Annotated in this window: 24 protein-coding genes; 21 read left to right on the top strand and 3 right to left on the bottom strand. The window is 37.7% G+C overall.

Annotated features, from left to right (window positions below; all coding sequences use genetic code 11):
* Window positions 1-9: 9 nt before the first annotated feature.
* Window positions 10-576 carry a hypothetical protein gene (locus IGI67_RS02905; RefSeq protein WP_429956690.1) on the bottom strand — a complete coding sequence of 189 codons (567 nt, stop codon included), beginning with the start codon at window positions 574-576 and terminating at the stop codon, window positions 10-12.
* Between the two features lie 126 nt (window positions 577-702).
* Between IGI67_RS02905 and IGI67_RS02910 the strand changes: the two genes are divergently transcribed.
* The 6 genes from IGI67_RS02910 (at window position 703) to IGI67_RS02935 (ending at window position 6,845) form a co-directional block, all read left to right on the top strand.
* Window positions 703-2,238, top strand: a complete 1,536-nt coding sequence (locus tag IGI67_RS02910; RefSeq protein ID WP_429956691.1) for an ABC transporter permease/substrate-binding protein — start codon at window positions 703-705, stop codon at window positions 2,236-2,238.
* Window positions 2,239-3,189: an ABC transporter ATP-binding protein gene (locus IGI67_RS02915; RefSeq protein ID WP_429956692.1), complete on the top strand. Its 951-nt coding sequence runs from the start codon at window positions 2,239-2,241 to the stop codon at window positions 3,187-3,189.
* A 2-nt stretch (window positions 3,190-3,191) separates the two neighbouring features.
* Window positions 3,192-4,517, top strand: coding sequence for a dihydrolipoyl dehydrogenase family protein (locus IGI67_RS02920; protein WP_429956693.1), 1,326 nt, complete (start codon window positions 3,192-3,194; stop codon window positions 4,515-4,517).
* A 74-nt stretch (window positions 4,518-4,591) separates the two neighbouring features.
* Window positions 4,592-5,278 carry a hypothetical protein gene (locus tag IGI67_RS02925; RefSeq protein WP_429956694.1) on the top strand — a complete coding sequence of 229 codons (687 nt, stop codon included), beginning with the start codon at window positions 4,592-4,594 and terminating at the stop codon, window positions 5,276-5,278.
* A 6-nt stretch (window positions 5,279-5,284) separates the two neighbouring features.
* The gene (locus IGI67_RS02930) at window positions 5,285-6,184 is read left to right on the top strand and encodes a sce7725 family protein (protein ID WP_429956695.1); all 900 of its coding nucleotides are present in this window, start codon (window positions 5,285-5,287) and stop codon (window positions 6,182-6,184) included.
* Between the two features lies 1 nt (window position 6,185).
* Complete coding sequence (locus tag IGI67_RS02935; protein WP_429956696.1) at window positions 6,186-6,845, top strand: GNAT family N-acetyltransferase; 660 nt, start codon at window positions 6,186-6,188, stop codon at window positions 6,843-6,845.
* On the opposite strand, the gene IGI67_RS02940 is transcribed toward IGI67_RS02935, so the two are convergent.
* On the bottom strand, window positions 6,825-7,367 hold the full coding sequence (locus IGI67_RS02940) for a guanylate kinase (RefSeq protein WP_429956697.1): 543 nt from the start codon (window positions 7,365-7,367) through the stop codon (window positions 6,825-6,827). The two genes, IGI67_RS02935 and IGI67_RS02940, sit on opposite strands and share 21 nt — an antisense overlap.
* A 67-nt stretch (window positions 7,368-7,434) precedes the next feature.
* On the opposite strand from IGI67_RS02940, the gene IGI67_RS02945 reads away from it, so the two are divergent.
* From IGI67_RS02945 to IGI67_RS02975, 7 genes are all read left to right on the top strand, one after another.
* Window positions 7,435-9,459 carry a penicillin-binding transpeptidase domain-containing protein gene (locus tag IGI67_RS02945; RefSeq protein ID WP_429956698.1) on the top strand — a complete coding sequence of 675 codons (2,025 nt, stop codon included), beginning with the start codon at window positions 7,435-7,437 and terminating at the stop codon, window positions 9,457-9,459.
* Window positions 9,460-9,514: 55 nt separating this feature from the next.
* The gene (locus tag IGI67_RS02950; protein ID WP_010744869.1) at window positions 9,515-9,697 is read left to right on the top strand and encodes a hypothetical protein; all 183 of its coding nucleotides are present in this window, start codon (window positions 9,515-9,517) and stop codon (window positions 9,695-9,697) included.
* Window positions 9,698-9,904: 207 nt separating this feature from the next.
* Window positions 9,905-10,942, top strand: a complete 1,038-nt coding sequence (locus IGI67_RS02955; protein WP_429956699.1) for a DUF1002 domain-containing protein — start codon at window positions 9,905-9,907, stop codon at window positions 10,940-10,942.
* 216 nt (window positions 10,943-11,158) lie between these two features.
* Window positions 11,159-12,007, top strand: a complete 849-nt coding sequence (locus IGI67_RS02960; protein WP_207109633.1) for a hypothetical protein — start codon at window positions 11,159-11,161, stop codon at window positions 12,005-12,007.
* On the top strand, window positions 12,007-13,038 hold the full coding sequence (locus IGI67_RS02965; RefSeq protein ID WP_429956700.1) for a hypothetical protein: 1,032 nt from the start codon (window positions 12,007-12,009) through the stop codon (window positions 13,036-13,038). The genes IGI67_RS02960 and IGI67_RS02965 overlap by 1 nt, the downstream gene beginning before the upstream one ends.
* 232 nt (window positions 13,039-13,270) lie before the next feature.
* Entirely contained in the window at window positions 13,271-15,151 is a 1,881-nt protein-coding gene (gene asnB, locus IGI67_RS02970; protein WP_207109635.1) for an asparagine synthase (glutamine-hydrolyzing), read from the top strand.
* A gap of 342 nt (window positions 15,152-15,493) precedes the next feature.
* Window positions 15,494-17,380, top strand: a complete 1,887-nt coding sequence (locus IGI67_RS02975) for an endonuclease MutS2 (RefSeq protein WP_429956701.1) — start codon at window positions 15,494-15,496, stop codon at window positions 17,378-17,380.
* A gap of 40 nt (window positions 17,381-17,420) precedes the next feature.
* On the opposite strand, the gene IGI67_RS02980 is transcribed toward IGI67_RS02975, so the two are convergent.
* Window positions 17,421-19,520 (bottom strand): LTA synthase family protein, encoded by a 2,100-nt coding sequence (locus tag IGI67_RS02980; RefSeq protein ID WP_429956702.1) that lies wholly within the window; start codon window positions 19,518-19,520, stop codon window positions 17,421-17,423.
* A 282-nt stretch (window positions 19,521-19,802) separates the two neighbouring features.
* Here IGI67_RS02980 and IGI67_RS02985 point away from each other — a divergent pair, with 282 nt between their 5' ends.
* The 8 genes from IGI67_RS02985 (at window position 19,803) to IGI67_RS03020 (ending at window position 24,721) form a co-directional block, all read left to right on the top strand.
* Window positions 19,803-20,594, top strand: coding sequence for an ankyrin repeat domain-containing protein (locus IGI67_RS02985; protein WP_429956703.1), 792 nt, complete (start codon window positions 19,803-19,805; stop codon window positions 20,592-20,594).
* 447 nt (window positions 20,595-21,041) lie between these two features.
* Entirely contained in the window at window positions 21,042-21,200 is a 159-nt protein-coding gene (locus IGI67_RS02990) for a type II toxin-antitoxin system CcdA family antitoxin (protein WP_207109638.1), read from the top strand.
* 111 nt (window positions 21,201-21,311) lie between these two features.
* Window positions 21,312-21,560 (top strand): hypothetical protein, encoded by a 249-nt coding sequence (locus tag IGI67_RS02995; RefSeq protein ID WP_207109639.1) that lies wholly within the window; start codon window positions 21,312-21,314, stop codon window positions 21,558-21,560.
* 2 nt (window positions 21,561-21,562) lie between these two features.
* Window positions 21,563-21,838: a hypothetical protein gene (locus tag IGI67_RS03000; protein ID WP_207109640.1), complete on the top strand. Its 276-nt coding sequence runs from the start codon at window positions 21,563-21,565 to the stop codon at window positions 21,836-21,838.
* Window positions 21,799-22,341: a hypothetical protein gene (locus IGI67_RS03005; RefSeq protein WP_207109641.1), complete on the top strand. Its 543-nt coding sequence runs from the start codon at window positions 21,799-21,801 to the stop codon at window positions 22,339-22,341. Before IGI67_RS03000 ends, IGI67_RS03005 begins: the two co-directional genes overlap by 40 nt.
* Before the next feature lie 20 nt (window positions 22,342-22,361).
* Entirely contained in the window at window positions 22,362-22,565 is a 204-nt protein-coding gene (locus IGI67_RS03010) for a hypothetical protein (RefSeq protein WP_207109642.1), read from the top strand.
* Window positions 22,566-22,622: 57 nt separating this feature from the next.
* Window positions 22,623-22,898 carry a hypothetical protein gene (locus IGI67_RS03015; protein ID WP_207109643.1) on the top strand — a complete coding sequence of 92 codons (276 nt, stop codon included), beginning with the start codon at window positions 22,623-22,625 and terminating at the stop codon, window positions 22,896-22,898.
* A 59-nt stretch (window positions 22,899-22,957) separates the two neighbouring features.
* The gene (locus tag IGI67_RS03020) at window positions 22,958-24,721 is read left to right on the top strand and encodes a hypothetical protein (protein ID WP_429956704.1); all 1,764 of its coding nucleotides are present in this window, start codon (window positions 22,958-22,960) and stop codon (window positions 24,719-24,721) included.
* The last annotated feature ends 279 nt before the right edge of the window (window positions 24,722-25,000 follow it).

The raw sequence follows: 25,000 nt of genomic DNA on the forward strand, positions 1-25,000 counted from the left end.
CTTTTTTCGTTAGATCGATCGAAAAAGTTCCAACATTTCTTCGGTCCGTATTCTCGTAGGTTCGTTCAGCATACTCAACTCTTCGGAAATCTGATTTGCAGAAGCTTCCCTCAACAGGAGCAGTCGATAAATTAAACGTAGGTCTTGGCGGCGTACTTTTGGCAAATGCTGCATCAAGACTCGATTGAAATCAGCGTTCATTTGATTGATTCCAATTAATGGTTCTTTTTGTATTGTGTAATTTGTTAAGTAATGATCGAAATCCTGCATTGCTCTTATTGAGTTTTCGGGAACGAAACCAGAGGCCCACGCGGCAGTTGCTAAAATGAAGCTGTCTGCATCAGATAATGCTTTCTGAAAACCAATAACCGTCGCATTCAAGACATTCTCTTGCAATGCATCAAAAATGGCGGGCTCATTTTGTTTGATTCGTAAAAAATAGTTAGTGAAGCCATCACTGTTCAATAAATTTAAATCAATAGCTTTGAACCAATTATAATGATGAGAATTCAAATATGAATAGGACTTATCCTGTTTAATTAGTTTGATTTTCTTTAATTCTTCGATTGTTTTCATCTTTTTCCTGCTTTCTTTACTTGGTGTTCATCGCTATTATACTACTTTTTACTCGAGCCAATCTTTTTGCCTCCCTTTTTGATTAAGTTATACTGAAAATAGGTCATAATTTTGAAAGGATATTTTATGAATGAATTAATGAATACTTTTAGTGAAAGAAAGGACGAGCTTTTATCGGCGATCTTTCAACATTTAGCGATTTCTTTGAGTGCCTTATTGATCGCAGTCGTCATTGCAATACCGTTGGCAATCTTACTAAGCCAGCGGAAAAAAATGGCGGAGGTTGTCTTGCAAATAACCAGTATTTTGCAGACGATTCCTTCTTTGGCATTGTTAGGATTACTGATTCCATTTGTTGGTATCGGCACTGTTCCTGCGTTGATTGCGTTAGTTGTCTATGCATTGTTGCCGATTTTCCAAAACACTTATATTGGCTTAGCTGAGATTGATCCGTCAATTGAAGAAGCAGCTGACGCATTTGGGATGTCTCGGATGCGAAAATTGATGCGTGTTGAACTGCCTATGGCGATGCCGGTAATTATTTCCGGCGTTCGTACAGCATTGGTTCTAATTATTGGAACTGCCACATTGGCCGCGTTGATCGGAGCTGGCGGATTAGGGACATTTATTTTACTTGGTATCGACCGAAACGATCCCAACTTAACGTTAATAGGGGCTATCAGTTCAGCTTTACTCGCAATTATTTTTAGTACATTGATTCGCTTTTTACAGAATCGCAGCGGTAAAGCGACTCTCATTGCACTAGGGGTAATCTGTTTAAGTATTGGCGGAATCTTCTTTGCACAAAATAATCCGATTGGAACAGAGACGGTGACGATTGCCGGAAAACTGGGCTCAGAACCAGATATTTTAATCAATATGTACAAAGAAGTGATCAAGGATGAAGATGCTTCAATCAATGTAGAATTGAAGCCGAATTTTGGAAAAACGAGTTTCTTATTCAGCGCGGTAAAAAGTGATCAAATTGATATTTATCCTGAGTTTACTGGAACGGTTCTAGAAAGTTTGGTAAAAGTTCCGAAAAATACACCTGATAATTTATCACCAGAAAAAACGTATCAAGGGGCGAATAAATTATTAGATTCGCAGTTTGACATGCGTTTATTGAAACCGATGGATTACGAAAATACGTACGCCTTGGCCATGAAGAAAGACGAAGCAGAGAAGCGCGGTATCACCAAGATTTCTCAGCTCCAAGCACAACAGGATCAATTAAAAGCAGGCTTCACATTAGAGTTCATTGATCGCCAAGACGGCTATCGTGGAATCCAAGACAAATATGGTGTGAAATTGAGCTCTGTCCAAAGTATGGAGCCTGCACTACGCTATCAAGCGATCAATACTGGTGACGTCGATGTTATCGATGCTTACTCTACTGATAGCGAGATTAAGCAATATGCGTTAATAACTCTCGAAGACGATCAACATCTTTTCCCGCCATATCAAGGCGCACCTTTAATGAAGAAAGAATTTGCGGATAAGCATCCAAAAGTTGTTAAAGCCTTGAACCGATTAGCTGGTAAGATCACAGAAGATCAAATGATCGAAATGAACTACCGGGTCAACGTGAAGAAAGAGCAGCCAGCGAAAGTTGCCCATGACTTCTTAGTGAAAGAAAACATCATTGGGGAGGATAAATAGATGGAATCGATAATTGAATTTAAAGACGTTAGTAAAGAATTTGAAGGGAATGTCGTTTTAAAGGATTTGAATTTCTCAGTTAAAAAAGGAGAAATATTCGTCTTGGTTGGTCCTTCAGGAAGCGGGAAAACAACTTCTTTAAAAATGATCAACGGATTGATCGAACCGACTGACGGCAATCTCTATTTTAAAAATAAACGAATTAAGGATTACAATATTCAGAAGCTTCGTTGGCAGATTGGCTATGTTCTCCAGCAAATCGCTTTATTCCCTACGATGAGTGTGAAAGAAAACATCGAAGTTATTCCAGACATGCTTGGATGGGACAAGGAACGCCGTAATAAGCGGGTAGATGAGTTGCTGAATGAAGTCGATATGGAGCCTGAACAGTTTCGAGATCGGATGCCTAGTGAACTATCTGGCGGACAGCAGCAGCGAATTGGTATTATCCGTGCACTTGCCTCAGAACCAGATATTGTTTTAATGGACGAGCCCTTTAGTGCGCTTGATCCGATTTCACGAGCGAGTTTACAGGACCTTGTATTAGAGCTGCATCAAAAATTAGGCAATACGATTATTTTTGTGACACATAACATGAAGGAAGCAATGAAAATCGGCAGTCGTATTGCTGTAATGCATGAAGGCAAGTTGATTCAATGTGACACGCCTGAAGAAATCCAAAAGAATCCTGCAAATCGGTTTGTTGAAGAATTTTTTGATGAAACGATTGACGAAGTCTACACGCAAACATTGGAAGTCTTGTATAATGGCGGTTTTTACCAAAGAACAGTAACGGATTCTAATTTGCAAAGTTTAACTATGGATACCAGCCTAAGTGAAGTCTTTGATTTATTAGCCGAAAAAGAAGCGTTTATTATCGAACGTGATGGAAAACCAATCGGCTTGATTAATCGTAGCGATGTCTTTCGTTTTTTGAGCCAGGAGGGTTAAGAATGGAAAAATATGATGCAATAGTAATCGGCAGCGGACCAGCTGGAAATTCTGCCGCTTATGCCTTAAAGGAACAAGGAAAATCTGTCGCGATCATTGAGTCAGATTTATGGGGCGGGACTTGCCCAAATCGTGGATGTGACCCAAAAAAAATGCTGATGAGTGGCGTTGAAGCACAAAAGCGGATTGAAACAATGATCGGAAAAGGATTTGAACAGACGCCTAAAATTGTTTGGGAAGACTTGATGGCTTTCAAAAGAAGCTACACAGACGATGTTCCAAAAAATACGATAGCTGGTTTGGATGCTGCGGAGATTGATCGGTATAAAGGACAGGCAAGTTTTATTAATGCTAACCAAATTATCGTTGATGATCAAACACTTGCTGCGGAGCAATTTTTGATCGCAACCGGACAACGGCCAGCGGTATTGCCGATTGAAGGACAAGATTTGCTGCAAAGCAGTACGGATTTCTTAGCTTTGGAGCATTTACCAAATAAAATCGCTTTTATTGGTGCAGGCTATATCGCATTTGAGTTAGCAGTGATTGCTAATGCCGCAGGTGCTGAAGTTCATATTATCCACCACAATGATCGGCCCTTGAAGGAATTCGATCAGGAGATGGTGCTGGGACTAGTAGATCACATGAAGTCAGCGGGTATTCAGTTTCACTTTAGCGTAGACACAAAAGCTGTAAAGTTAATGTATCCAGCTTATCAAATTACTGGCGAAAACTTTGAGTTGACAGCTGATATGGTTATTGGAGCTACCGGCCGAATCCCAAATGTCGAAGGCTTGAATTTAGAAAAAGCTGGGGTCGAATATGATAAAAAGGGGATCAAGGTCGATGATCATTTGCGTACATCTCAACAGAATATTTTTGCCTGTGGAGACGTTGTAGCAAAAAAAGCGCCAAAACTTACCCCCGTCGCTGGTTTCGAAGCAAGCTATGTTGTGAATGCCATGAGTAAGGATGTCGAAGCGATTGAGTACCCATTGATTCCGACAATTGTCTTTGGGGATCAACGCTTGGCTAGAATCGGTTTAAGTGAAAAAGAGCTTGCTGCTCATTCAGAGAAATATCATTCTGAGACAACAGATTTATCTAGTTGGTACACCTATCAACGAATCAATGATCAAGGGGCTAAAATAAAATTTGTCTATGATGAAGAAAATAGAGTGGTCGCGATTACTTGCTTAAGTCAATTGGCGGATGAAATAATCAATTATTTTCTACTGGTTTTGACGAAGAAAATGACTCATGAGGAAATTGAGAAATTAATTTTCGCTTATCCTAGTCCTGCTAGTGATCTTTCATATTTTATTTAAAACAGAGGATATCCTCTGTTTTTTTTAATACAAATATGCTAAAGTTTACGAAAATACGTTCCCATGGTGAGATTATGAAAACGACATTAACACAAGAAATCGAAAAGGCTTTATATTATTATTGCATTGAATTGGGAGGGATCGTTGTCGAGGAGGTAACGATGCCTGACGAGAACGGGATCGTTGATACACTGGCCTGCTTCTTTAAGCCAAATATGACTGAATGGCGCTGCTATGAATTAAAAGTCACCAAGGCTGATTTTTATTCAAAGGCGAAGCTTTCTTTTATTGGACACTACAATTATTTTGTTTTGACAGAGGAACTTTTTAAAAAGGTGCAAGAAGACATTCCAAATGAGATTGGTGTTTTAGTGTATCGTCCATATACAAAGTCAGAGGATTTGCCGGCAAACGGAACCTTTTTCATAGCTAAAAAGCCTTTGAGAAGAGACTTACTGGTGGATGATCTTGCATTGACGCAACGATTTACAGCGTCGCTATTTCGTGAAGTACAAAAAGCTAAACGAATGTCCTACGGCACGAGCTTTTTCTCGACGGAGCAGCTATACAATGAGTTGCGCCGGCGTCTAGATGAAAAAGACAGTTTACAGGAAAATAATTATTATCAGCGGTTTATTGAAGACGTCCAATCTGCTCGCACTGAAAGTTTAGAAGAGGAGCTTCGAGCATTAGAGCAGGATTACGAATTTTTACGTCAACAAAGACAGGTGCGACGCCGGCCGACTGAACCCTTGGAGTGATTTTTAATGTACTATCCATATTTACGAGGTAAACAGTTCGATCTTTTAGCAGTCACCACCTTAATCAAAGAACAACGCTGGTCAGGATCTATTCGTCCTATTATTGAACCCGTTCGTGATTCGGCGACCTTAAAGAAAACGATCGAATTATTTGACGAAAACGATATTATTTGTTATTTAATAATGAATCCGCAAGTCGGAACCGCCAAGCTTTTTGAAGAAAAGCGGTTTGACTGGAATTTAAGTGATTCTACTAGTGTAAAAAAAGCAGAGATCGTAACTAAAGAGAATCCTTTTGACGCGGAGCTGTATTTATTCAATGCTCATTCTCCCCGTAAAACAGGAATGTTTGCTATTGAGAGTAATGAACTTACGGTTATTCCAGATCAAGGAAGATTTAGAATTTTAGATATCCCAAATAAAATTTTACTCAGAGAAGCCTTCCATTCGAGAAAAAATATTGCTGATTACGCTGAAAAAGCAGATGATTTTTTTAGTGATGAGCATCTGTACTTTGCTTCTGATTCAATCGGGTTCAGTGATTACACGATTGAAGGTAGTCGTTATTTTGATAAAGGTGGTCCAAGTCGCGCACTTGCGATTCATATTAGCTATTTTGATGCATATTTTAATATAAGAATCAAGCACTTTGTGTCTGATAGTAATGAGAATGCGCAGAATCAAGTAGGGAAGTTTTTCGAAGCATTAGACAAGCTAACAGAATGGTATTCACGTAATCAAGATCAATTATTATTGACGCTTGGACTAGAGGAACTGTTAAAATATCAAGAAACGAAAAAATTTCCAGGATTAGGGACGATCAAGAAGTGGTCCTTGGCACACCACTTAGAACTGATTGGAGCTTTTCTCGAGCAAGGCGATCATTGGCAGAGAGGATGGAAGTAAAGTGGGATATGAAGATGAAGATTTTATTGTCAGACAGGCGAAACAAATGGGTGAGCTTTTAGGTGGCATACTCGGCAAAAAAGATGCAGAGGCAATCCTTTCATTTGGCGATAAAGCAGCAATAAGCGAATCCAATGAACAAGTAGTTGATTTTCGACCAAGTACTCTGTCAGATTTGCCGGCAATCGGACTTATTATCGATGAAGCCAAGCAATATCTAAAGGAACAAGGCTCTCCTCAGTGGCAAGATGGACATGAACCTCATGAGGCAGTAATTCGGGAGGACATACGTAAAAAAGCGAGTTATGTATTGACTTTAGGGGGCGAGATTGTTGGTACAGCGGCTCTGATCGCTGGAAAAGATCCAGTCTATGAAGCGATTGAGGGTGAGTGGCGAGGCGAAGGGCCTTATGTTTCATTGCATCATGTGGCAGTCAGTCAAAAGCATCGGGGAATTGGTTTGGGGAAGCACTTATTAACCTTAGCAATCAAAAAAGCACAAGCTTTGGGATATGAAGATATCCGAATTGATACGTATCCTGCCAACCAGCCGATGCTGGCTCTAATCGAAAAATGCGGCTTCACCTATTGTGGCATGATTCATTTTCCGTTTGAGCATGGGGAACGCAAGGCTTTCCAATTATTTCAGAGCCTTGCGTAATTGAAGAAGCATTTCATCTAAAGAAGCTTCACCATCGATCTCGATCAGATTTGAATATTTTTTTAAATGAACGAAGCTTTCTTGGTCTTCTTGAAAAATAGCCAAACGCCGGTTTAGATCTTCTGCAGATGCGCGTTTTTCAAGTCTACCAATCATTGTTTCTTTGGAGATGTTGATCCAAATGGGGACCATTTGATCGCCAAAGAGACGCTGCAGGTTAATAAAGCCGGTCGTAGTGATTGGATCATAGCAATCGCCAGCAGCCAATGCTTCGCGCAGAGTTTCTTTAGCAATACCATAAAAGTGTTCATCATAAACATCGTATTCGGCAAATTGATCGTGATTCACCATTTGCTTAAACTCTTTTTTAGAAACAAAATAATAATCACGCCCGTGTATTTCATCTTTACGCGGAGCACGCGTCGTATAGGATACAATCTTTTGTTCAGGAGCGAAGGCTTTTTCAGCCAAGCTGGTTTTTCCTGAGCCGCTTGGTCCAATAAATAGGTAACAGTGATTCATAATTAACACGTCCTTTTTTTACAGTATAAAGAAAGAGGATGAAAGATGCTAGGGAGGGAATCTTATTATGGATAGAACTACACGTAATAAAAAAGAAATGAATAAAGGGCCGATTATTCTTATCGGTATCATTGTAGTGCTCATCGCCGGCTTTTTCGGTGTACGAGCTTACCAAACAAGTCAAGTTAAAAAGCAAGGGGAAGAGACGATCCAAGCCTTTGTGAAGCATTTACAAAAGGGCAACTATCAAGAGCTTCCTAAAAGCTTAAACGCTGACTCCATGAAGAATAGCGGGTATTCAAAAAAACAAGTTGTGGAGAAATACCAATCAATCTTTTCCGGTATCAGCGCTTCAAACATCAAGCTGAAAAATTTGACGGTGGATAAACAGGGAGATGATTTTCATTTTTCTTATGCTCTATCAATAAATACCGGATTTGGACAATTAAAGAACCAAAAATATTCTGGTACGTTGACCGACGGAGGCAAAGAGATTAATTGGAAGCCGAATTTGATTTTTCCAGGTATGTCTGGGAAGGACAAGATTAATTATTCTGTTGATCCAGCGATACGTGGCGAGATAGTAGATCGCAGTGGTCAGGGACTTGCAACAAACGGAACTGTCTATCAATCAGGTATTGTTCCGAAAAATCTTGGCAGCGGAGATGAACGAACGACAAGGATCGAAGCCATTGCAAAAAGCGTAGGCATGACTGTTAAAGACGTTGAAGCCGCATTATCACAGGCTTGGGTACAGGATGATTTTTTTGTTCCTTTAAAAACAACTGCAGAGGCTCCAAAAGAAACACCTGAAGGATTAGAAGTTAAGGAAACAACAGGTCGAACCTATCCGTTAAAAGAAGCTGCTGCGCAACTAATTGGATATGTCGGCAAAGTAACGGCTGAAGATATGAAAAAAAATAATGATCTTGCTAGTGATAGCTTAATCGGACGCAGCGGGCTGGAGAGGGCTTTAGATAAGCAGCTCCGTGGAAAAGATGGCGGTTCATTAGCCATTTTGGATAGTAAAGGCAATGAGAAAAAGGTTTTACAAACAGTTGATAAAAAGGACGGCGAAAATGTTAAGTTAACAATTGATAGCCGCGCTCAGCAAATCGCTTATAATGGATTAAATGGTCAAGCAGGTTCAAGTGTTGTAATGGCTCCAAAAACTGGGGATTTATTAGTTGCAGCTAGTTCACCAAGTTTTGATCCGAATAAAATGACGAACGGTATTAGTCAAACTGAGTATGATGCGTACAGCAACGACAAGAATCAACCATTTATGAGCCGTTTTGCCACTGGCTATGCACCAGGCTCTACCTTTAAGACTATTACCGCAGCCATTGGTTTAGATGCGGGAACTCTGAATCCAAATGAAGAACTTGCGATCAACGGCCTGAAGTGGCAGAAAGATAGTTCATGGGGATCTTATCAGGTAACTCGTGTTTCCGATGTAAGTCCGGTTAATTTAAGAACGGCTCTAGTCTATTCAGACAATATTTATATGGCACAAGAGACACTGAAAATGGGAGAAAAAACTTTCCGAACAGGATTAAATAAATTTGTCTTTGGAAAGGACTTGGATTTACCGATTGCAATGGATAAAGCCCAAATATCCAGCAAAGACAGCTTTGATTCTGAGATATTATTAGCAGATACAGGCTATGGACAAGGACAATTATTGATGAATCCAATTCAACAAATAACTGCTTATTCTGTCTTTCCTAACAAAGGAACAATGGTCTACCCTAAACTAATCGCTGATAAGGACACGACGGACAAAAAAGATGTTATCAAAGCTAGCTCCGCAGACATTATTAATGGTGATATGCAAGCAGTTGTTAGTGATGAAAACGGTACGGCTCATAGTTTAGCAGCACTGAATATTCCGCTGGCTGCTAAAACTGGAACAGCTGAAATCAAGCAGAAGCAGGACGAAAAAGGGCAAGAAAACAGCTTTTTATATGCTTTTGACTCAGAAAAACAAAATTACTCAGTCGTAGAATTTTTAGAGGATAAGGCGGAAGGCACCTCAGCAACGGAGCTTTCAAAAGAGTTGCTGACTTACTTAAACCAGACGTATCAATAAAACACTTGTCTGAAAAGCTGATGCTTGGTAAGATATCCAAGAAGGACGGTGTCTTATGAACAAGCGACAACGAAAAAAGCAGGCTTATAAGCAATATATTCGAGCAATTTTTGAAGGCTACGAAAAAATGCTGGAGGATTCCAGTATCAAGGAATTACATTTTAATTATTTAAAGGAAACGACTTACTTGGAACGTGATGACCAAGATAAGATTCATTTTACAACAAAGGAAAAGTAATTCTTAATAGGCTTCTCAGCGAAATATGCTGGGAGGTCTTTTTTTGTAAAAGGCATAGCATATCAAACTTTGCCACCTACTTAAGACTGAGAAAAAGGTTAAGAGATTCTTAGCTTAGTAAATAATTGTTTAAAGAAGAGGGATCTTAGTAAGCAAAAAAAGATAAATCAGCTAAAATGTATATATCAATGTACAGGAGGCAATAAGATGAAACTTCATAAGTATATATTATTAGCAGGTTTAGGCCTTTCTATAGGTACTGGACTGATTAATCAAACGAAGGTCCATGCAGATTCTGATGATGGAGCAATCAATGAACGTTGGGGGAAGCCTACATTTGTCGCTGGAGCTGGATTGAATCAGCAGCAATTAAATGAAACGATGGATAAATTGGGAATCAACCAGGATAGCGTGAAAATGGAGCAAGCGACTGGGGCTGATCTTGTAAAGTATTTAGGGTATGGCAGTGGAGATGACAGTGTTATGTTGAGCTCGGTCGTCGTGAATCGGGAAGATCAAGGAAAGGGAATCAATGTAAAAATATTGACTCCTCAAAACATCACCCAGATTACCGCAGATCAATACAAGAATCCTTTAGTTACAGCTGGTATCACTGATGCAACGGTTAAGGTTGCTAGTGTGGTGAAAGTAACAGGCGAGAGCGCTTTGACTGGTGTATACAAGGCTTTTGAATCTAATGGTGAAACTGTTGATCCTCAACGGGCGCAATTGGCACAAACAGAACTAGACACTACCTCAGATGTGTCTCAATCGGTCGTAAATAAAGCTAATGAGCAAAGTCAAAACCAAAATCTATCTGACAGTGAAAAAGAAAAGGCAGATGAGGCCTATAAAGCGCAATTGAATCAAACATTGGTTGATATTAAGAAAGAGTTGGCTGAGCTGAAGGAAAAGCAAGGAGAGCTGGCTACTAAAGAAGATGTGGAAAAAATCGTTAATGATGCACTAGAAAAGAATAATTTATCACAATATGTTACGAAAGACGATATCAATAAATTAGTGGCTTTGGGGCAAAAGTATCAAACAACAGATGGTGTGCTGGATAAAGAATCCATTGAGCAGTTAGACAAGATCAGCAACGATTTCAAAGGAACAGTTAATAAAGTTTCTGATCAGCTCGGTAAATTCGGCGATTCTCTCAAAGGAACATTAGAAGACAATCAAGGTTTCTTCGCAAATCTATGGCAGCAAATCAAAGATTTCTTTGGCGGAGCAGCAAAATAATTAAAAAGATTGTGTCATTTTTTAAGTTTGACACAATCTTTTTTTAGTATCCTTAACAGTTTATGCTTATCATTACGAGCCTGCTAGGGTAAAATAGAGAAGTGGGTTCCAATTCTAAAGGATAAAATTAGATTATTTGCTTGTTTGAATTGGTTCAAGAATAATTATGGTAATATTTATTATATAATTAATCAAAAAAATAAAGGAGGGTCTTAGATGGAGACTCCAGAAAAACAGGAAGAACTTCAAACTGAAACATCATTTGATTCAGTGAAAGAATCTGCTTCCGATGTGTTAGGTGGGTTGATGGGGCAGATCAGACGGTTAGAAGAGGCAATGAAAGCAGAGCGAATGGGCGATGTTTACCAAATCTACTGGAATGAATTGCCGGCCTCGATCCAACAATCCAGCAATGCGAATCATGAGATCGATAATTTCTTGACAAGTAAGTTGGATCAAGAAATACAGAGGACGTTCCCATTTATGATCATGCGTGATGTTGTTTCACCAATTTTGATAAATTATCAGATCGGCAGTTATTATAGGGACCGCGCGGTCTTACAGGTTGATGCAACACAACCGACGATAAAAATATTACCTGAAATTCGTGAGCAATGGGAAAAGGCTCTGAAGGATGGGTATAAGGAACAGTTAGCAGAGCTTCAAAATCAACAGGATGACTTTGATGCGAAGACAATTGCTGCTCAGTCTGAATTACGGGAGCTCAATGGAAAAATTGCTCATCAAGAAAAACTTAAAGCTGAGTTGGAAGAAACGAAAAGCTTTATGAACCGTAAAAAAGTCGAAGAAGAGATCGAAGTGATCGATAGTAAGCTAAAAGAGTTGAAGCAGCAGCGGAGTCAGTGGACACCTTTTGTTGGCGATCAATTATCTGGCGAATCGCAAAAAATTGAATTAGCAAATCGAATTGCCAGTCTCTCGTTAGAGCAAGCGATTGCCACAAAAGAGCTTCGATTAATCAACAAGCGTTTTGGCGGTTTGGAAGAAATGGATACCGCGCTTGAGATTTTTATCAAGGATTTTCTAACTAGGGGGGCGGAATAATGACTGAAGAAAAGAATAAGATCAATCAAATTTATGATACTTTGGTCGATTCAGAAGAACCAGGATTGAATATTCGTGAAAAAGAGATTCTTCACCCCGATGAATCAACAGAAGAGTCGAATGAAGCCTTTAAGTCTGTACCTCAAACGAAGCCTGTCAGCGACTCCTCTTTAAATTACTATGATAACCGTGAAGAGAACTATCAAGATTTATTGAGTTTAATTGATGATGCGGAAAAAGAAATCGCTGATCTGAAATTTAGAAAAGTCTTGATGGAATCTGATTTTCCAACATTGTTGGATTACTTCAAGAAGATATTTTTTAAAGAGGAAATGTCGGCCTCAGCGATTGCCAAGGGTGCGCTATTAGAATATTTTACTTTTGAGTTGATCAAACCATTACAAAATCATGATCTGCACCTTTCAACCAATGAATTTTCGACTTGGGAAAGTAAACACTTTAATCTTTCCTATCGATTGACTAGTACAAATGAAATCAATTTCAGCTTTATGATGCCGACCTCTGATGGTAAATTTCGCAGTGAGAAAATCAAACTGATGGAAGTTTATCCTGAAACAATGAAGGTGACGGTCTTAAACGATGCAGTCTTAACCTTATTGAAGGATTGCTACAACAAACACATTTATACGAGCGGACAGAATTCAATGTTTAGCCGTGAAATGAATGACGTCATGGCTCATATGAAGGATTTGGGCTTTGATTTTGATGAAAATCTTTTGGATAATAGTCAACCGCTTGATCTAGCGATAGACCTTCATCACAAAACACCAGTAGAAGTATTAGATAAGATTTTCATCACTGCGATGGATAATGATAATTATGATTTTAAAAAGGTTGATGAAAATAGCTATCTGGTAGCATTAGATGGTAATCAAACGGTAACGATCAATCAAAATCTTAAGGATCAAACGAGCAGCTTGAAATTGAATACAGATCGCAAAAACAAATCATTAATCGAGTTCTTCGGCAGCTATCCTTTCTTAGTTCCGTTGACAATTACTGATGAGTAAGAATGAAACAACAAGCGTTGCATCAATTAAGATGCAACGCTTGTTTTTGTAAATGGTTTTTTCTCCAATTATTTTGCCGATTATTACGAATATCCCTTTGAAAAAAATTAAATTTTTAGGCTTTTTTCATAGGAAATCACGTTCACTCGTGAAAGTCCGCAAATCCTATGATATACTTTGAAAGTTGATATGAAAGAGTATCATTTACCATGTTTGAAAGAGGGTAGATAGTGTGTGTGGAATTGTAGGATTTATTGATCGTTCAAATACAACGCAAAAAGAACAAATTGTTAAAAATATGATGGATACGATTGTTCATCGCGGACCAAACAGTGCGGGACAATTTATTGATGAAGGTGCTGCATTAGGATTTCGCCGATTAAGTATCATTGACCTTGAAGGCGGGACGCAGCCTATCAAAAACGAAGATGGAACAAAAATCATTACCTTTAATGGAGAAATTTATAATTATCAAAGTATTCGTGAAGATTTGATTGCAAAAGGACATATTTTTACGACTCATGCCGATACCGAAGTTTTATTGCATGGCTATGAAGAGTATGGCATTGAGCTATTGCAAAAAATTCGCGGGATGTTTGCCTTTGTGATTTGGGATACGGAAAAACAAGAATTATTCGGTGCACGTGATCATTTTGGGATCAAACCGCTATATTATACGATAATGAATGGTACTTTTATGTACGGTTCAGAGATTAAAAGCTTCCTGCAACATCCTAATTTTGTGAAAGAATTGAACAAGGAAGCCTTGAAGCCTTATATGACTTTCCAATATTCAGCGTTAGATGAAACCTTCTTTAAAAATGTTTACCGAATCAAAGAGGGGCATTATTTCATTTACAAAGATGGGAATTTAGATATCCAGCAATACTGGGATGTCAAAGAACAAGAAACAACGATGACTTTAGAAGAAACGGTTGATTTGATTGATGACACGGTTTTGAAATCTGTAGAAGCTCACCGAATCGCCGATGTTGAAGTTGGTTCATTCTTGTCTTCTGGTGTGGATTCAAGTTATGTAACAGCTGTTTTACGTCCGGAGCATTCTTATTCGATTGGGTTTGGTGACAAGACTTACAATGAATCAATCGAAGCAAAGAAATTAGCCGATTTAATCGATCTTAATAATACCTCTCGTGTGGTTACAGGTGATGAAGCATTCGAATATTTTCCGCTGATTCAATATCATTTAGATGAACCTGATTCTAACCCTTCTTGTGTGCCATTATATTTCTTAACAGAACTTGCTAGCCGTGATGTAAGGGTCGCATTGAGTGGAGAAGGTGCTGACGAATTATTTGCTGGTTACCAAGCATATGGTATGAATACGAAATCAAAAGCCGTCAAAGTTGTAGCGGAAGGCTTGAAGAAATTGCCTAAAAATATGCGTTACTCAATCGCAAAAGGATTGAAGGGAAAATCATTCAAGGGTGCTTTGCATTTGTATACGTCATTAGCTCCGGCTGAAGAATTCTTTATTGGCCAAGCAAAAGTCTTTGAAGAGGATGAAGCTGTCGATTATTTACAGCCTGAATACCAACAAAGTCCAACAATCAAAGATATTGTTGATGTTCATTATGAAAAAGTTCAGGATATGTCTGAAATCAAAAAAATGCAATATTTAGATATGCATCAATGGATGCCTAAAGATATCTTATTGAAAGCCGATAAATTGGCTATGGCTAATTCATTAGAAGTTCGTGTACCATTACTAGACAAAGAGATGATGAAGGTCTCTGAAATCGTACCAACAAAATATTTGATCAACGCAGAAAATACAAAATTCGCGTTCCGCCAAGCAGCGGCTCGTCATTTACCAGAGGAATGGTATAATCGAGAAAAACTTGGTTTCCCAGTGCCGATCAAGGATTGGTTGCGTGAAGAAAAGTACTACCACATCGTTCGCGAAGTGTTCACACAGGAATTTGTTAAAGAATTCTTCGATCAAGAGAAAATCGTGAAGCTACTGGATGATAACTTTGCCGGAACAGCAGATGGTCGTCGGAAAATCTGGACGATTTATACTTTCTTAACTTGGTATCAAGTGTATTTCATCAATGATGGAATCAAACCGGTACCTGCTGCGATTGCATAAGTTGTTTGACAGATTTGACAAACGTTAAATGTCACGTTAGACTAATAACAAGGAAACTTAACAAAATTTATGAGGTGTCTTGGTGAGTGTAGTTATTTAATTTGGAGTAACTTGATAGCGAAAAAAATGACTGTTTGTACAGGTTTATTTCGCATGCCAAATTAGATGCCTATCAAAGCTGATGAAATGATCATTCAAGCTGTGAAGAAGGAATCTTCACAGCTTTTTTTGTCGGTTAAATTTTTCGTAGTCTTAGTATAGTTGAAGCAACTGCGATCACGATATTTTTGTTAAGTTCCCCCGGCCTCGATAGGTATCTTTTCATAACGAAAGGAAGAGACCATGAATAACGAAACATTTACAAAAACACAATTTAATGAAATTAAACAACAACTTAGCAGCTATGCAATCAGCAGTTTTGGTAAAAAGCTTATCGCCAATACTCAGCCGCATTCAAAATTATCAGTAGTAGAAAAAAGACTGACTGAGACGACTGAGGCGAAGCACCTGCTTGATAGCAATCTTCACGTTCCGTTTATGGGGCTGCAAAGTATCGAACATATAACCAATCAATTGGAAAAAGGATTTGTATTGACTCCACAGGAGCTTTTAGAATATGCGGACTTTTTACGCAGCCTACGTCTAATTCGACAATTTTTTGAGAAAAACCAAAGTAATGCTCCTTTATTGAATCGTTATGGACAAGGATTAAACGACTTCAATGAAATTGAAGAGGAAATCTATCAGGTTGTTCGCAATGGAAGAATTATTGATGATGCCAGTCGAGAACTACGACGAGCGCGGCGGGATATCGCAGAAACACAAGACAAGATCCAAGAATTACTGAAAAAATTTATTAGACAAAATAAAGAAAAATTGCAAGAGGCGATCATAACAAAACGCAATGATATTTTTACTGTACCGATTAAATCAGCTTATAAGAAGCAGATTAAAGGGACGATCGTTGAGCTTTCCAGTAAAGGAACGACCGCTTACATTGAACCTAGCAGCGTGAGTCGTTGGAATGAGCAATTGACTTACCACAAAATGGTTGAGGAATCAGAAGTTTATCAAATTTTAGCGACGTTGACAGGACTATTAGCAGAAGCCTTGCCGTTGATCCAACAAAATATTGAGATCATTGCGGAATTTGATCATATCTTTGCACGTGGAAAATTCAGCCGCGAGCTAAAGGGAGTCACGCCGAAAATAAATGCAGATGGCTATATCCATCTGGTATCAGCGACTCATCCACTGATCAACAATGCAGTGCCATTGGATTTAACCGTTGGTGAAGCCTATCGTGGATTAACTATCACTGGACCAAACGCTGGCGGAAAGACCGTTGTATTAAAAACTGTTGCACTTATGAGTTTAATGACAATGATCGGTTTACAGATTCCTGCTAAAGAGGGAACTGAAATTGCGATCTTTGACCAGATTTTTGTGGATATCGGGGATGCTCAAAGTATCGAAAATGCTTTAAGTACTTTTTCTGGTCATATGCAAAATATCTCTGAGATTCTTCGACAAACGCATAAGAACAGTTTGATTTTATTAGATGAATTAGGCAGCGGGACTGAACCAAATGAAGGAGCAGCCTTAGCGATTGCGATTATGGAAGAGTTTTATCAAAAAGGCAGTATTTTGATTACTACGACGCATTATGGCGAAATCAAACGATTTGCAGAACAGCATCCGGATTTCATTACTGCAGCAATGGACTTTGATGCAGAACATCTAACGCCAAAATATCGGTTAATGATCGGGCAAACTGGTGAAAGCAATGCGCTGTGGATTGCGAAGAAAATGGCGATTTCGGATCAAATTATTGCCAAAGCGCAAAATTATTTCACGGATCGCAACTATAGCGTTGAGAAGAAAATTTTTAAGAAGAGAGTACCAAAGCCTACCACAGCAGCTGTTGAAATGACCTATTACAAAGGGGACAAAGTCTTTTTGCTTGAGCAGCAAAAGTCTGCGCTGATCTATCAAGAAATTCCCTTCAGCGACAAGGTGACTGTTTTCCTTGAGGATGCCTTTCTTGAGGTTCCTAAACGTCGAATCAAGCTTGAATATCGAGCAACTGAGCTTTATCCAGCCGATTATGACTTGGACAATCTATTTGAAGACTTCCACACACGTAAAGAACGTAGAGACATTGATCGCGGTTCAAAAAAGGCACAACGTAAGCTAAGAAAAGAAGCAATGCAAAGAAGACAAGATTAAAAAAACTCCTCCAGTCAGAAAAACTGGGGGAGGTTTCGTTTTATTCATATTGCTGATAGGTCTTTGTCTTATATAATCCAACGGTTGATTTTTGATTATTCTCGCTATATAAACTTGAAGACTGTGATCCTTTTTGTCGTTCAATTTCTTCTAGTCGAGCCTTTTGATCACGATAGTCAAAGGAGCTTGGGTTGATCGTGTCTAATCCACTATCCTGATAGTATCTGAGGAGGTCCCCATTCGTAATTTTGTCAGAAGTGATCAATTGCTGGTCGACCTCTTGATTTAATTCAATGAAGAATTGCTCCTGTTCAGGTGTTGGCTCGCTGATAACTTGAGCTGTCAGATTATCATACATTTTACCGCCATAGAAAGTATATTGCGGAGTAACAAAATCGCCATCTCGAAAAGCAACAACCTGTTTATGTTCCGATGAGAACAAATCTTGTCCAAGCTGCAAATATTTCTTTGAATCGATACCTAACAAATGTAATAGAGTAGGAAGGGCGTCGACTTGTCCGCCGTAGGTATGGTTGATTCCGCCGTTTGTTGCACCAGGGACATGAATCATGAAAGGAACCCGCTGTAATTGAGCATTGTCATAATCAGTCCAAGAGTCGGAATCCTTACCCAGCAATGGGGCTAACTCCTTATTACGTGTGTTAGAGATGCCGTAGTGATCGCCGTATAGTACAAAGACGGAGTTGTCATAAAGACCGCTAGCTTTCATATAATCAAAAAATTCTTTTAATGCAGTATCTAAATAATTGGCTGTCGCAAAGTAACCGTTAATTGTTTCATCCTTTGTATTTGCCACTGGGAATCCATCCTCTTCATTTTTAAAACGAGAATAAGGATAATGGTTCGATACAGTAATGAACTTCGCATAAAAAGGCTGCTGCAGATGTTCCAAGTATTGGACAGATTGATTTAGGAATGGTTTGTCATGCATCCCATATTGAAACGAGTTATCATCATTAATGTCATAATAAGACGAATCAAAGAAATATTCAAAACCTAGATGTTTATATGTTTTATCCCGATTCCAGAACGAAGCTGAATGACCATGGAACACGGCGGATGTATAGCCAGCTTTTTGCTTCAAAATATTTGGTGCGGCTTCAAAGGTATTTTTATCGCCCATCTGAGTAAACAGCGCCCCTTGGTTCAAGCCAAACAGGGAATTTTCCATCAATGTTTCAGCATCAGAAGTTTTACCAGCTTTTACCTGATGGAAGAAGTTATCAAAGCTATAGGTACTTTCTCCGTGATACAAGTCATTTAGAAATGGAGTTACGGTATGGTTCACACCATTCTCATCAGTTAATTGGTAATCGATCAAAAATTGCTGGAAGCTTTCTAAATGAATATAGACAACATTTTTTCCTTTGGCAATGCCAAACATGGAATCGTTTGGCTGCGCATAATGATCTTTAACGTAACTTTCCACTTCTTTTAGATCATTCGGACTTGCTTCCGCTCGAATTTGGTTATTTTGATAGGTTTGGTAACTATCATATAATGTAAAGGCGTTTACCCCTAAATATTTCACTAGATACTCACGGGAAAATTGCCGGCTCAATAAGCCGGAACGATCAATCTCCGCCAAAAAAATATTTCCGCTGCCGATCAAAAGTGATAGAGCAGACAAGGCGGCAGCTTGACGAAAGCGGGGATACTTCTTATCAACAGCAATTTTCTTTTTGAATAATAAAGCAGGCAAAAGAAACAGGTCGACAATATAAAAAACATCATACCAGCGAAATAATCTTACTGCGCTTTCGCCTAATCCAGTTGAAACCTGGCCAGCTCCAAGCATCGTGTTGATCGTAATAAAATCAGTAAACTCGCGATAATAGACGGCATTTGAAAAGAGCCAAATCGTCAATAACGCATAAATAATAAATAATGTTCCATAAGCAGCTTTGGAGCGTTTGATGAATAGACCAATGCTAAGCAGCAGCATTGAAACGCTTAAAGGATTAATGATTAAAATAAATAATTGCATAGGACTTTGGATGCCTAAATGAAAGTCAACAATATATGCAAACATATTTTTCAGCCAAAGCAAAGCAATCAGCAGACTGAAAAAACCAATTCGTGTTTTGATAAAACTACTATATTTTTTTAAATGAGACATTTTCATGCTCCTTAGATTTATTTTCCATATCCTTCAATAGTTTATCGGTTTTTTAGATGAAGGTCAAACTGACATAAAGTAAAAATGCTGATATACCAATATCTAGATAAGATTTTAATCCGAATATTAATAATTCTTAATAAACAGACAGCTACGCGTATTTAAATCAGAAGCACTTAAGACAATGAAATCTGTCCTTGATGGTATAATGTGCAGAAATAATACTGAGTACAAGAGATGGTTCTAGTGGAAATCGAGCTATAAATATAGAGGAGGGTAAACATGAAAAAAATAATTGCTGTATTATTTTTCTTATTTATTTTGGGCGGTTGTCAATCAAAGCCGGTGACTAATAAAGCGGCCAATCCGTCAAAAAACTCTGAAAAAAGAACGCTTACTGAAGTTTCAATTGGATCCAGCGCCAGCACAGAAGCGTCTAGCACAAAACAAACACAGGAGAATAAAAATAGAACTATTGCTCCAGGCGCTTTAATCCAAGCAGTTTCATCAAATGATTCAGCAAAAGTAACTGAAATTCTGAAAGCAAAAACATATTCGATCGATGAAGTGAACGAAAAGGGCGAAACACCACTATTGATTGCAGTTCACGATAACCAAATTGAAATAGCTAAGAAATTGATCAACGCTGGAGCAAATGTCAATCAACAAGACAATATCGAGGATAGTCCATATTTATACGCGGGTGCAGAAGGCAGGACAGAAATCTTAACATACATGTTGGCTCATAGCATGCCAGATCAGTCGATAACTAATCGCTTTGGCGGAAATGCATTGATACCAGCAGCTGAAAAAGGCCATCTGGATAATGTAAAGCTGCTATTAAATGATGGACATACAAACATCAATCACCAGAATGATTATGGTTATACAGCGTTGATCGAAGCAGTTGCGTTAAGAGATGGTTCACAAGTTTATCAAAATATTGTCGCAGAACTATTGAAGCATGGCGCTGATCCTAATATTATAGATAATTATGGTAAAACAGCGAAAGATTACGCAGATGAACTTGGATATACAAATATTTCTAAGATGCTGCAAGAAAACCAATCGTAAACGACAAACACTGTAAGTTAAAAAATAAACAACGGAGACCGAAAATCGTCTCCGTTGTTTAAGAGGTTTAAAAACGCTCGGAAGTCATTAATTTTGGGAAAGATGCTCTAATTAAGTAGTATTGCAGTTATTTATGAGACAAAGAATGTCTGAATCTGAGATAGATAAAATGTTTCTAAATGAAAATAAATTTTTTATTTTAGTTTACATAATATACATGCAATCAATGGTTTAGACCTGTCAAGCAACACAAAAAAGGTATTCGAAAATTCTTACGAATCCGAATACCTAGGGAAAATATCCTACAAAGAATATAACCTATCTAGACAATAGGATTATATAAAAATGTTTGGTGTTTGTAAAGTCGACTCGCCCACGACTTTTTAGCCTGTGTTATAATATGTCTTAATCAAAAACGTATTTTATTTTTAAGGGGGCATGTTATTTATGGGTAGAAAAAAACTGGAGATAAAACGTATGAATACAAACGTTACTATTAGACAAGATTTAAAAGAAGAAGCAAAACGGTTCAATATAAACTTAAGTCAACTATTAGAAAAGGCAATCATTCAAAAATTGTCTGAAATCGAAAAAAAAGATTCTTAAATTTAATTATGCGCGTTTTTATAAGCTTGCTACGGCAGGCTTTTTTTGTTATCCTGATTACGAAATAACCATGCGCGTGTTTATTTTCAGATGATCAAAAGGAGATAATCTATGTTTATTTCTGTTTCTGAATTTAAGTTCTTGAGTTTGATTGAAAGAAATATGCATGATCGTATATATCGAATGATTACGGTTCAAGATTGTGAGACAAAGAGAGAACTAACCTTTGTTATTAATCGTTTTATTGAAATTCCTAAATTTAGAAAATATGAAAAAATTATTTTGGAGATTCACCTTACAATGCGTGGCAGAAAAGCAGTTCCGATCATTAAACAAATCAAGAGAAAAGAGGATGAATGAGAATGTTTACAAATGACACAGATTTAATCTATTTAGGAGTTCGTCAAGGAATGAGTAAAGCAGGACACCCCTACCAAGTATTAATTGTTGCTGATCCTGCAAAATATGAGAATTTTGAGTATTTTATTGGTGACGGTATCCAATTACCACCGCTAGAGGTAAATGAAAAAGTAGTAATTACCTTACAAATGACAAAACGTGGTTTTAACAATGTTCCACAGCTCATGGGGGTACACAAATGGACGGAAGCGAAACATCAGCAACCTCAGAAAGCCTAGACAACGAGATTCTAAATGAGCTAAAAACCTTGAACAAAAATGCATATGAATTATTTTCCTTAATTAAAGCTCGTGAAGATGATCGTTTAAAGGATAAAGAAGCACAAGCCACAAAAGATTCCGAGCAAGTCACCTTAGATTCCGAGCAGGCTGTTAAAACGGCTGAGTCCCTAGAAGAAAATCGAGCTCAACAGGAAGCGGATAAGCTTCTTGAGAAGCAAAGACATGAAGAATTGGTCAAAGAGTTGAAAAAGACCAATGAAGCAGTAACGAAGTTAGAAACGTCGGAATCAGAGGAAGATGTTTTAACAGAGATTAAATCTGTAAATGAAAACCTTCAGACTATGATTGGATATCAAGACGATACTGTATTGTTTCAAGAAAACTCTTTTTCGCTTGGAACGCTAGCGTTCGCTGGATTTATCTTGTGCATTGGCGCCTATGCATTGTTAATATTTGGCCGCTTTATAAGTTCCAAGATAACAAATAAAATATTCAGATAAAAAATAGAGGAGGATTTTCAATGAATTATCTCGTTGTTGGTTCTACAATGCCAGCATTTCCAACGATTGATTTGAGTGATCAAATTAATTGGTTTGTTAATGGAGTAACAGGAATTATGTCTAGTAATGCTGGAGCGATTATTGTGGCGGGTGTAGTTATTGCCGCGTTTGGTGGGGCAATTTTCTTCGTTCGAAGATTTGCGAAAAAAGCTGTAAAAGGTTAAATGTTAAAGGCTAGGCTTATCATAGCCTAGTCTTTTTTTATGAAAGGAAGGAAAGATATGACAATAAAAAAAGTCATTAAAGTAATCGGTACAGTTTTTTTATTCTTTATCTTAGCAGTTCTAGTCTACGTGTTTACGCCGATTCTAGCTCTGCTGATGGTATCACTACAATCAATGACAGCGGTTCTGATAGATTTAGCGATTCTATTAGCGTTTCTAGCGATAATCAAGTTGCTAATTCAAGTGATAACAGGGAAAAAGATCAAGATACCAACGATTCAGTTCCTGAAAAACAAGATACCACAAATGAAGAAAAAGACTCAATCGGAATAGTAGCATTTGCTGATACTGTAAACGATCGTTTAACCAATCTGGAATCAAAATTAAATCTATTGAAGTCTGATTTTAATTTACTGATTTTAAAGGTTGATGCTAACAAGAGATCAGCGACAGATGGGATTAACCATGCGAATGATCGAATTGATCGGATTAATTCACGTTTAAGTACCACTGAAATAATTCAGAATTTAGTATTAGAACGGACAAATGAATTATATCGATTGCATAATACACAACAGACTTCTCTTGATAGTCACAGTGCAAATATAAAACAGATATACGGTTTAATAAATGATCAGGGCGCTGTGCTTGGCAGACATACTAATTCAATCAATCAACTGTATCAATTAAGAAATGAACACCAAGCAATTCTGGAACGTCATTCGGAATCATTAAATTCTGCTGGTCTAAAAATTAGTGAATTGTACCGTTTGAATGATGATCAGGGCGTTGTACTTGGCAAACATACTAATTCGATTAATCAACTGTATCAATTAAGAAATGAACACCAAGCAATTCTGGAACGTCATTCGGAATCATTAAATTCTGCTGGTTCAAAAATAAGTGAATTGTATCAACTCCATAATTTGCAACAAGGATCACTTGATTCGCATTCTAAACTTATAAATAGTCACACTGAAAAATTGAATACAAATCAGGCTCAAATTTCCCAGTTATATCAGCTTCACAATACCCAACAGGATTCGCTTGATTCTCATTCTGCATTATTAACAGGTCATTCAGCTAGTATTTTACAGCTATATCAGCTTCATAATGCCCAACAGGAATCTATTGATAAGTTAAAAGCAGAACTTTTAGGAGTGGTCGCTGCGATAGTGAAAGCTAGTAGCGATAATGTCGGCTTATGGGACGCTGAACACTATGACGGTGGTTCAATTAGCGAGAAAGACGGAAAAGCAGTAAGACTGTTTAAAAATCAATTTCAAGAGTCAAGATCGCATTTTGCTTTAATCATGAAACATTATTTTGATATGAACGATAAAGAGAGTGCTATTTATCGTCTCAGATATTCAATTGTGGCTGGGTTTGAAGAAACTAAGGAGTTAATGACTGAATGGTTTGTAATCTTCTTAGAAAGCCAAAATACGACAAATAAGCTATTGAAAGTAGTTTCCGATTGGTTGCAAATGCAACATGGACAATTAGATACTATTCACAATGATCTAGTTTATCTCTTGTCGTCACAAAATGTGATTAATACAAATTTGAGCACAATTATTAGATATCTAGCTTTGCAGGAAGAACATTTTAAAACAGTTGAACTGTATGCCCAATTTATTATCTCATGGTTAGCTGATATCTATGAAAAGATTGGAACTGAAGATAGCAGTGGTTGGATTAGGGAATTAATTCAAACTATTGGCAGCATTCTTGAAACGGCAATTAAAACTTTAGGAAGTGTTTTGGAAACTGCAATCAATGAAGTTACTAGGGCTTTGAAGGAAGTCTTATCTTTCCTTGATAATTTATTAGACAAAATAATTCATTTGATAGTTCCTGAAAATTTAGATTTCATGCAAAAAAAGTTTGATTCAACAGGAGAAACTATAAAATCAAAATTTCCATTTATTTTTGGTTGGATTGATAGTTTTAAGAGTTTGTTTGGTGGTCAAGCAAAAGTTGAAGACCAAAACTTTGATTTAAACGGCATGTTTGAAGGAGAAGTAAAATTGCCTTTTTCAAAGTTAAACGATTTTGCACCTTATATAAGAGGTTTTGTCACTGGATTTGTCTTACTAGGCTTCTTAATTGACATGTATCATTGGTTTCATTCTAGGGGCGAGGTGATCGAATGATAATAGAGTTATTGTTTGATCTACTTTTCGGTGTCATTGATTTCATTATAGGATTGATACCGTCATTCGATTTCGATTTTAATCTTGGTTACATTGGCGAGTTAGGGAAATTTTTCAGATATATAGATATTTTGATCGACGTAAAAGTGATTTTAATGATAATTTCAGTAGTTGTCATTCGAGATAATTTCGTATTCTTAAAAAATATTTTTATGGCGATAGTTAAAAAAATTCCCTTTATAAATTAAGCAGGAGCTGAGGCTCGCGTACGCGCGAGTG

Source organism: Enterococcus sp. AZ196 (assembly GCF_050498845.1).
Taxonomy (GTDB): domain Bacteria; phylum Bacillota; class Bacilli; order Lactobacillales; family Enterococcaceae; genus Enterococcus_A; species Enterococcus_A murrayae.

Bases quoted from the DNA above. Each gene is read 5' to 3' on its own strand.
- IGI67_RS02925 (WP_429956694.1), top strand. From the start codon at position 4,592: ATGAAAACGACATTAACACAAGAAATCGAAAAGGCTTTATATTATTAT.
- IGI67_RS02960 (WP_207109633.1), top strand. From the start codon at position 11,159: ATGGAGACTCCAGAAAAACAGGAAGAACTTCAAACTGAAACATCATTT.
- IGI67_RS02950 (WP_010744869.1), top strand. From the start codon at position 9,515: ATGAACAAGCGACAACGAAAAAAGCAGGCTTATAAGCAATATATTCGA.
- IGI67_RS03010 (WP_207109642.1), top strand. From the start codon at position 22,362: ATGAATTATCTCGTTGTTGGTTCTACAATGCCAGCATTTCCAACGATT.
- IGI67_RS02985 (WP_429956703.1), top strand. From the start codon at position 19,803: ATGAAAAAAATAATTGCTGTATTATTTTTCTTATTTATTTTGGGCGGT.
- IGI67_RS02940 (WP_429956697.1), bottom strand. From the start codon at position 7,367: ATGAATCACTGTTACCTATTTATTGGACCAAGCGGCTCAGGAAAAACC.
- IGI67_RS02915 (WP_429956692.1), top strand. From the start codon at position 2,239: ATGGAATCGATAATTGAATTTAAAGACGTTAGTAAAGAATTTGAAGGG.
- IGI67_RS02905 (WP_429956690.1), bottom strand. From the start codon at position 576: ATGAAAACAATCGAAGAATTAAAGAAAATCAAACTAATTAAACAGGAT.
- IGI67_RS02990 (WP_207109638.1), top strand. From the start codon at position 21,042: ATGGGTAGAAAAAAACTGGAGATAAAACGTATGAATACAAACGTTACT.
- IGI67_RS02945 (WP_429956698.1), top strand. From the start codon at position 7,435: ATGGATAGAACTACACGTAATAAAAAAGAAATGAATAAAGGGCCGATT.
- IGI67_RS02910 (WP_429956691.1), top strand. From the start codon at position 703: ATGAATGAATTAATGAATACTTTTAGTGAAAGAAAGGACGAGCTTTTA.
- IGI67_RS02975 (WP_429956701.1), top strand. From the start codon at position 15,494: ATGAATAACGAAACATTTACAAAAACACAATTTAATGAAATTAAACAA.
- IGI67_RS02965 (WP_429956700.1), top strand. From the start codon at position 12,007: ATGACTGAAGAAAAGAATAAGATCAATCAAATTTATGATACTTTGGTC.
- IGI67_RS03005 (WP_207109641.1), top strand. From the start codon at position 21,799: ATGGACGGAAGCGAAACATCAGCAACCTCAGAAAGCCTAGACAACGAG.
- IGI67_RS02930 (WP_429956695.1), top strand. From the start codon at position 5,285: ATGTACTATCCATATTTACGAGGTAAACAGTTCGATCTTTTAGCAGTC.
- IGI67_RS02955 (WP_429956699.1), top strand. From the start codon at position 9,905: ATGAAACTTCATAAGTATATATTATTAGCAGGTTTAGGCCTTTCTATA.
- IGI67_RS02980 (WP_429956702.1), bottom strand. From the start codon at position 19,520: ATGTCTCATTTAAAAAAATATAGTAGTTTTATCAAAACACGAATTGGT.
- IGI67_RS02995 (WP_207109639.1), top strand. From the start codon at position 21,312: ATGTTTATTTCTGTTTCTGAATTTAAGTTCTTGAGTTTGATTGAAAGA.
- IGI67_RS03015 (WP_207109643.1), top strand. From the start codon at position 22,623: ATGACAATAAAAAAAGTCATTAAAGTAATCGGTACAGTTTTTTTATTC.
- IGI67_RS02920 (WP_429956693.1), top strand. From the start codon at position 3,192: ATGGAAAAATATGATGCAATAGTAATCGGCAGCGGACCAGCTGGAAAT.
- IGI67_RS03000 (WP_207109640.1), top strand. From the start codon at position 21,563: ATGTTTACAAATGACACAGATTTAATCTATTTAGGAGTTCGTCAAGGA.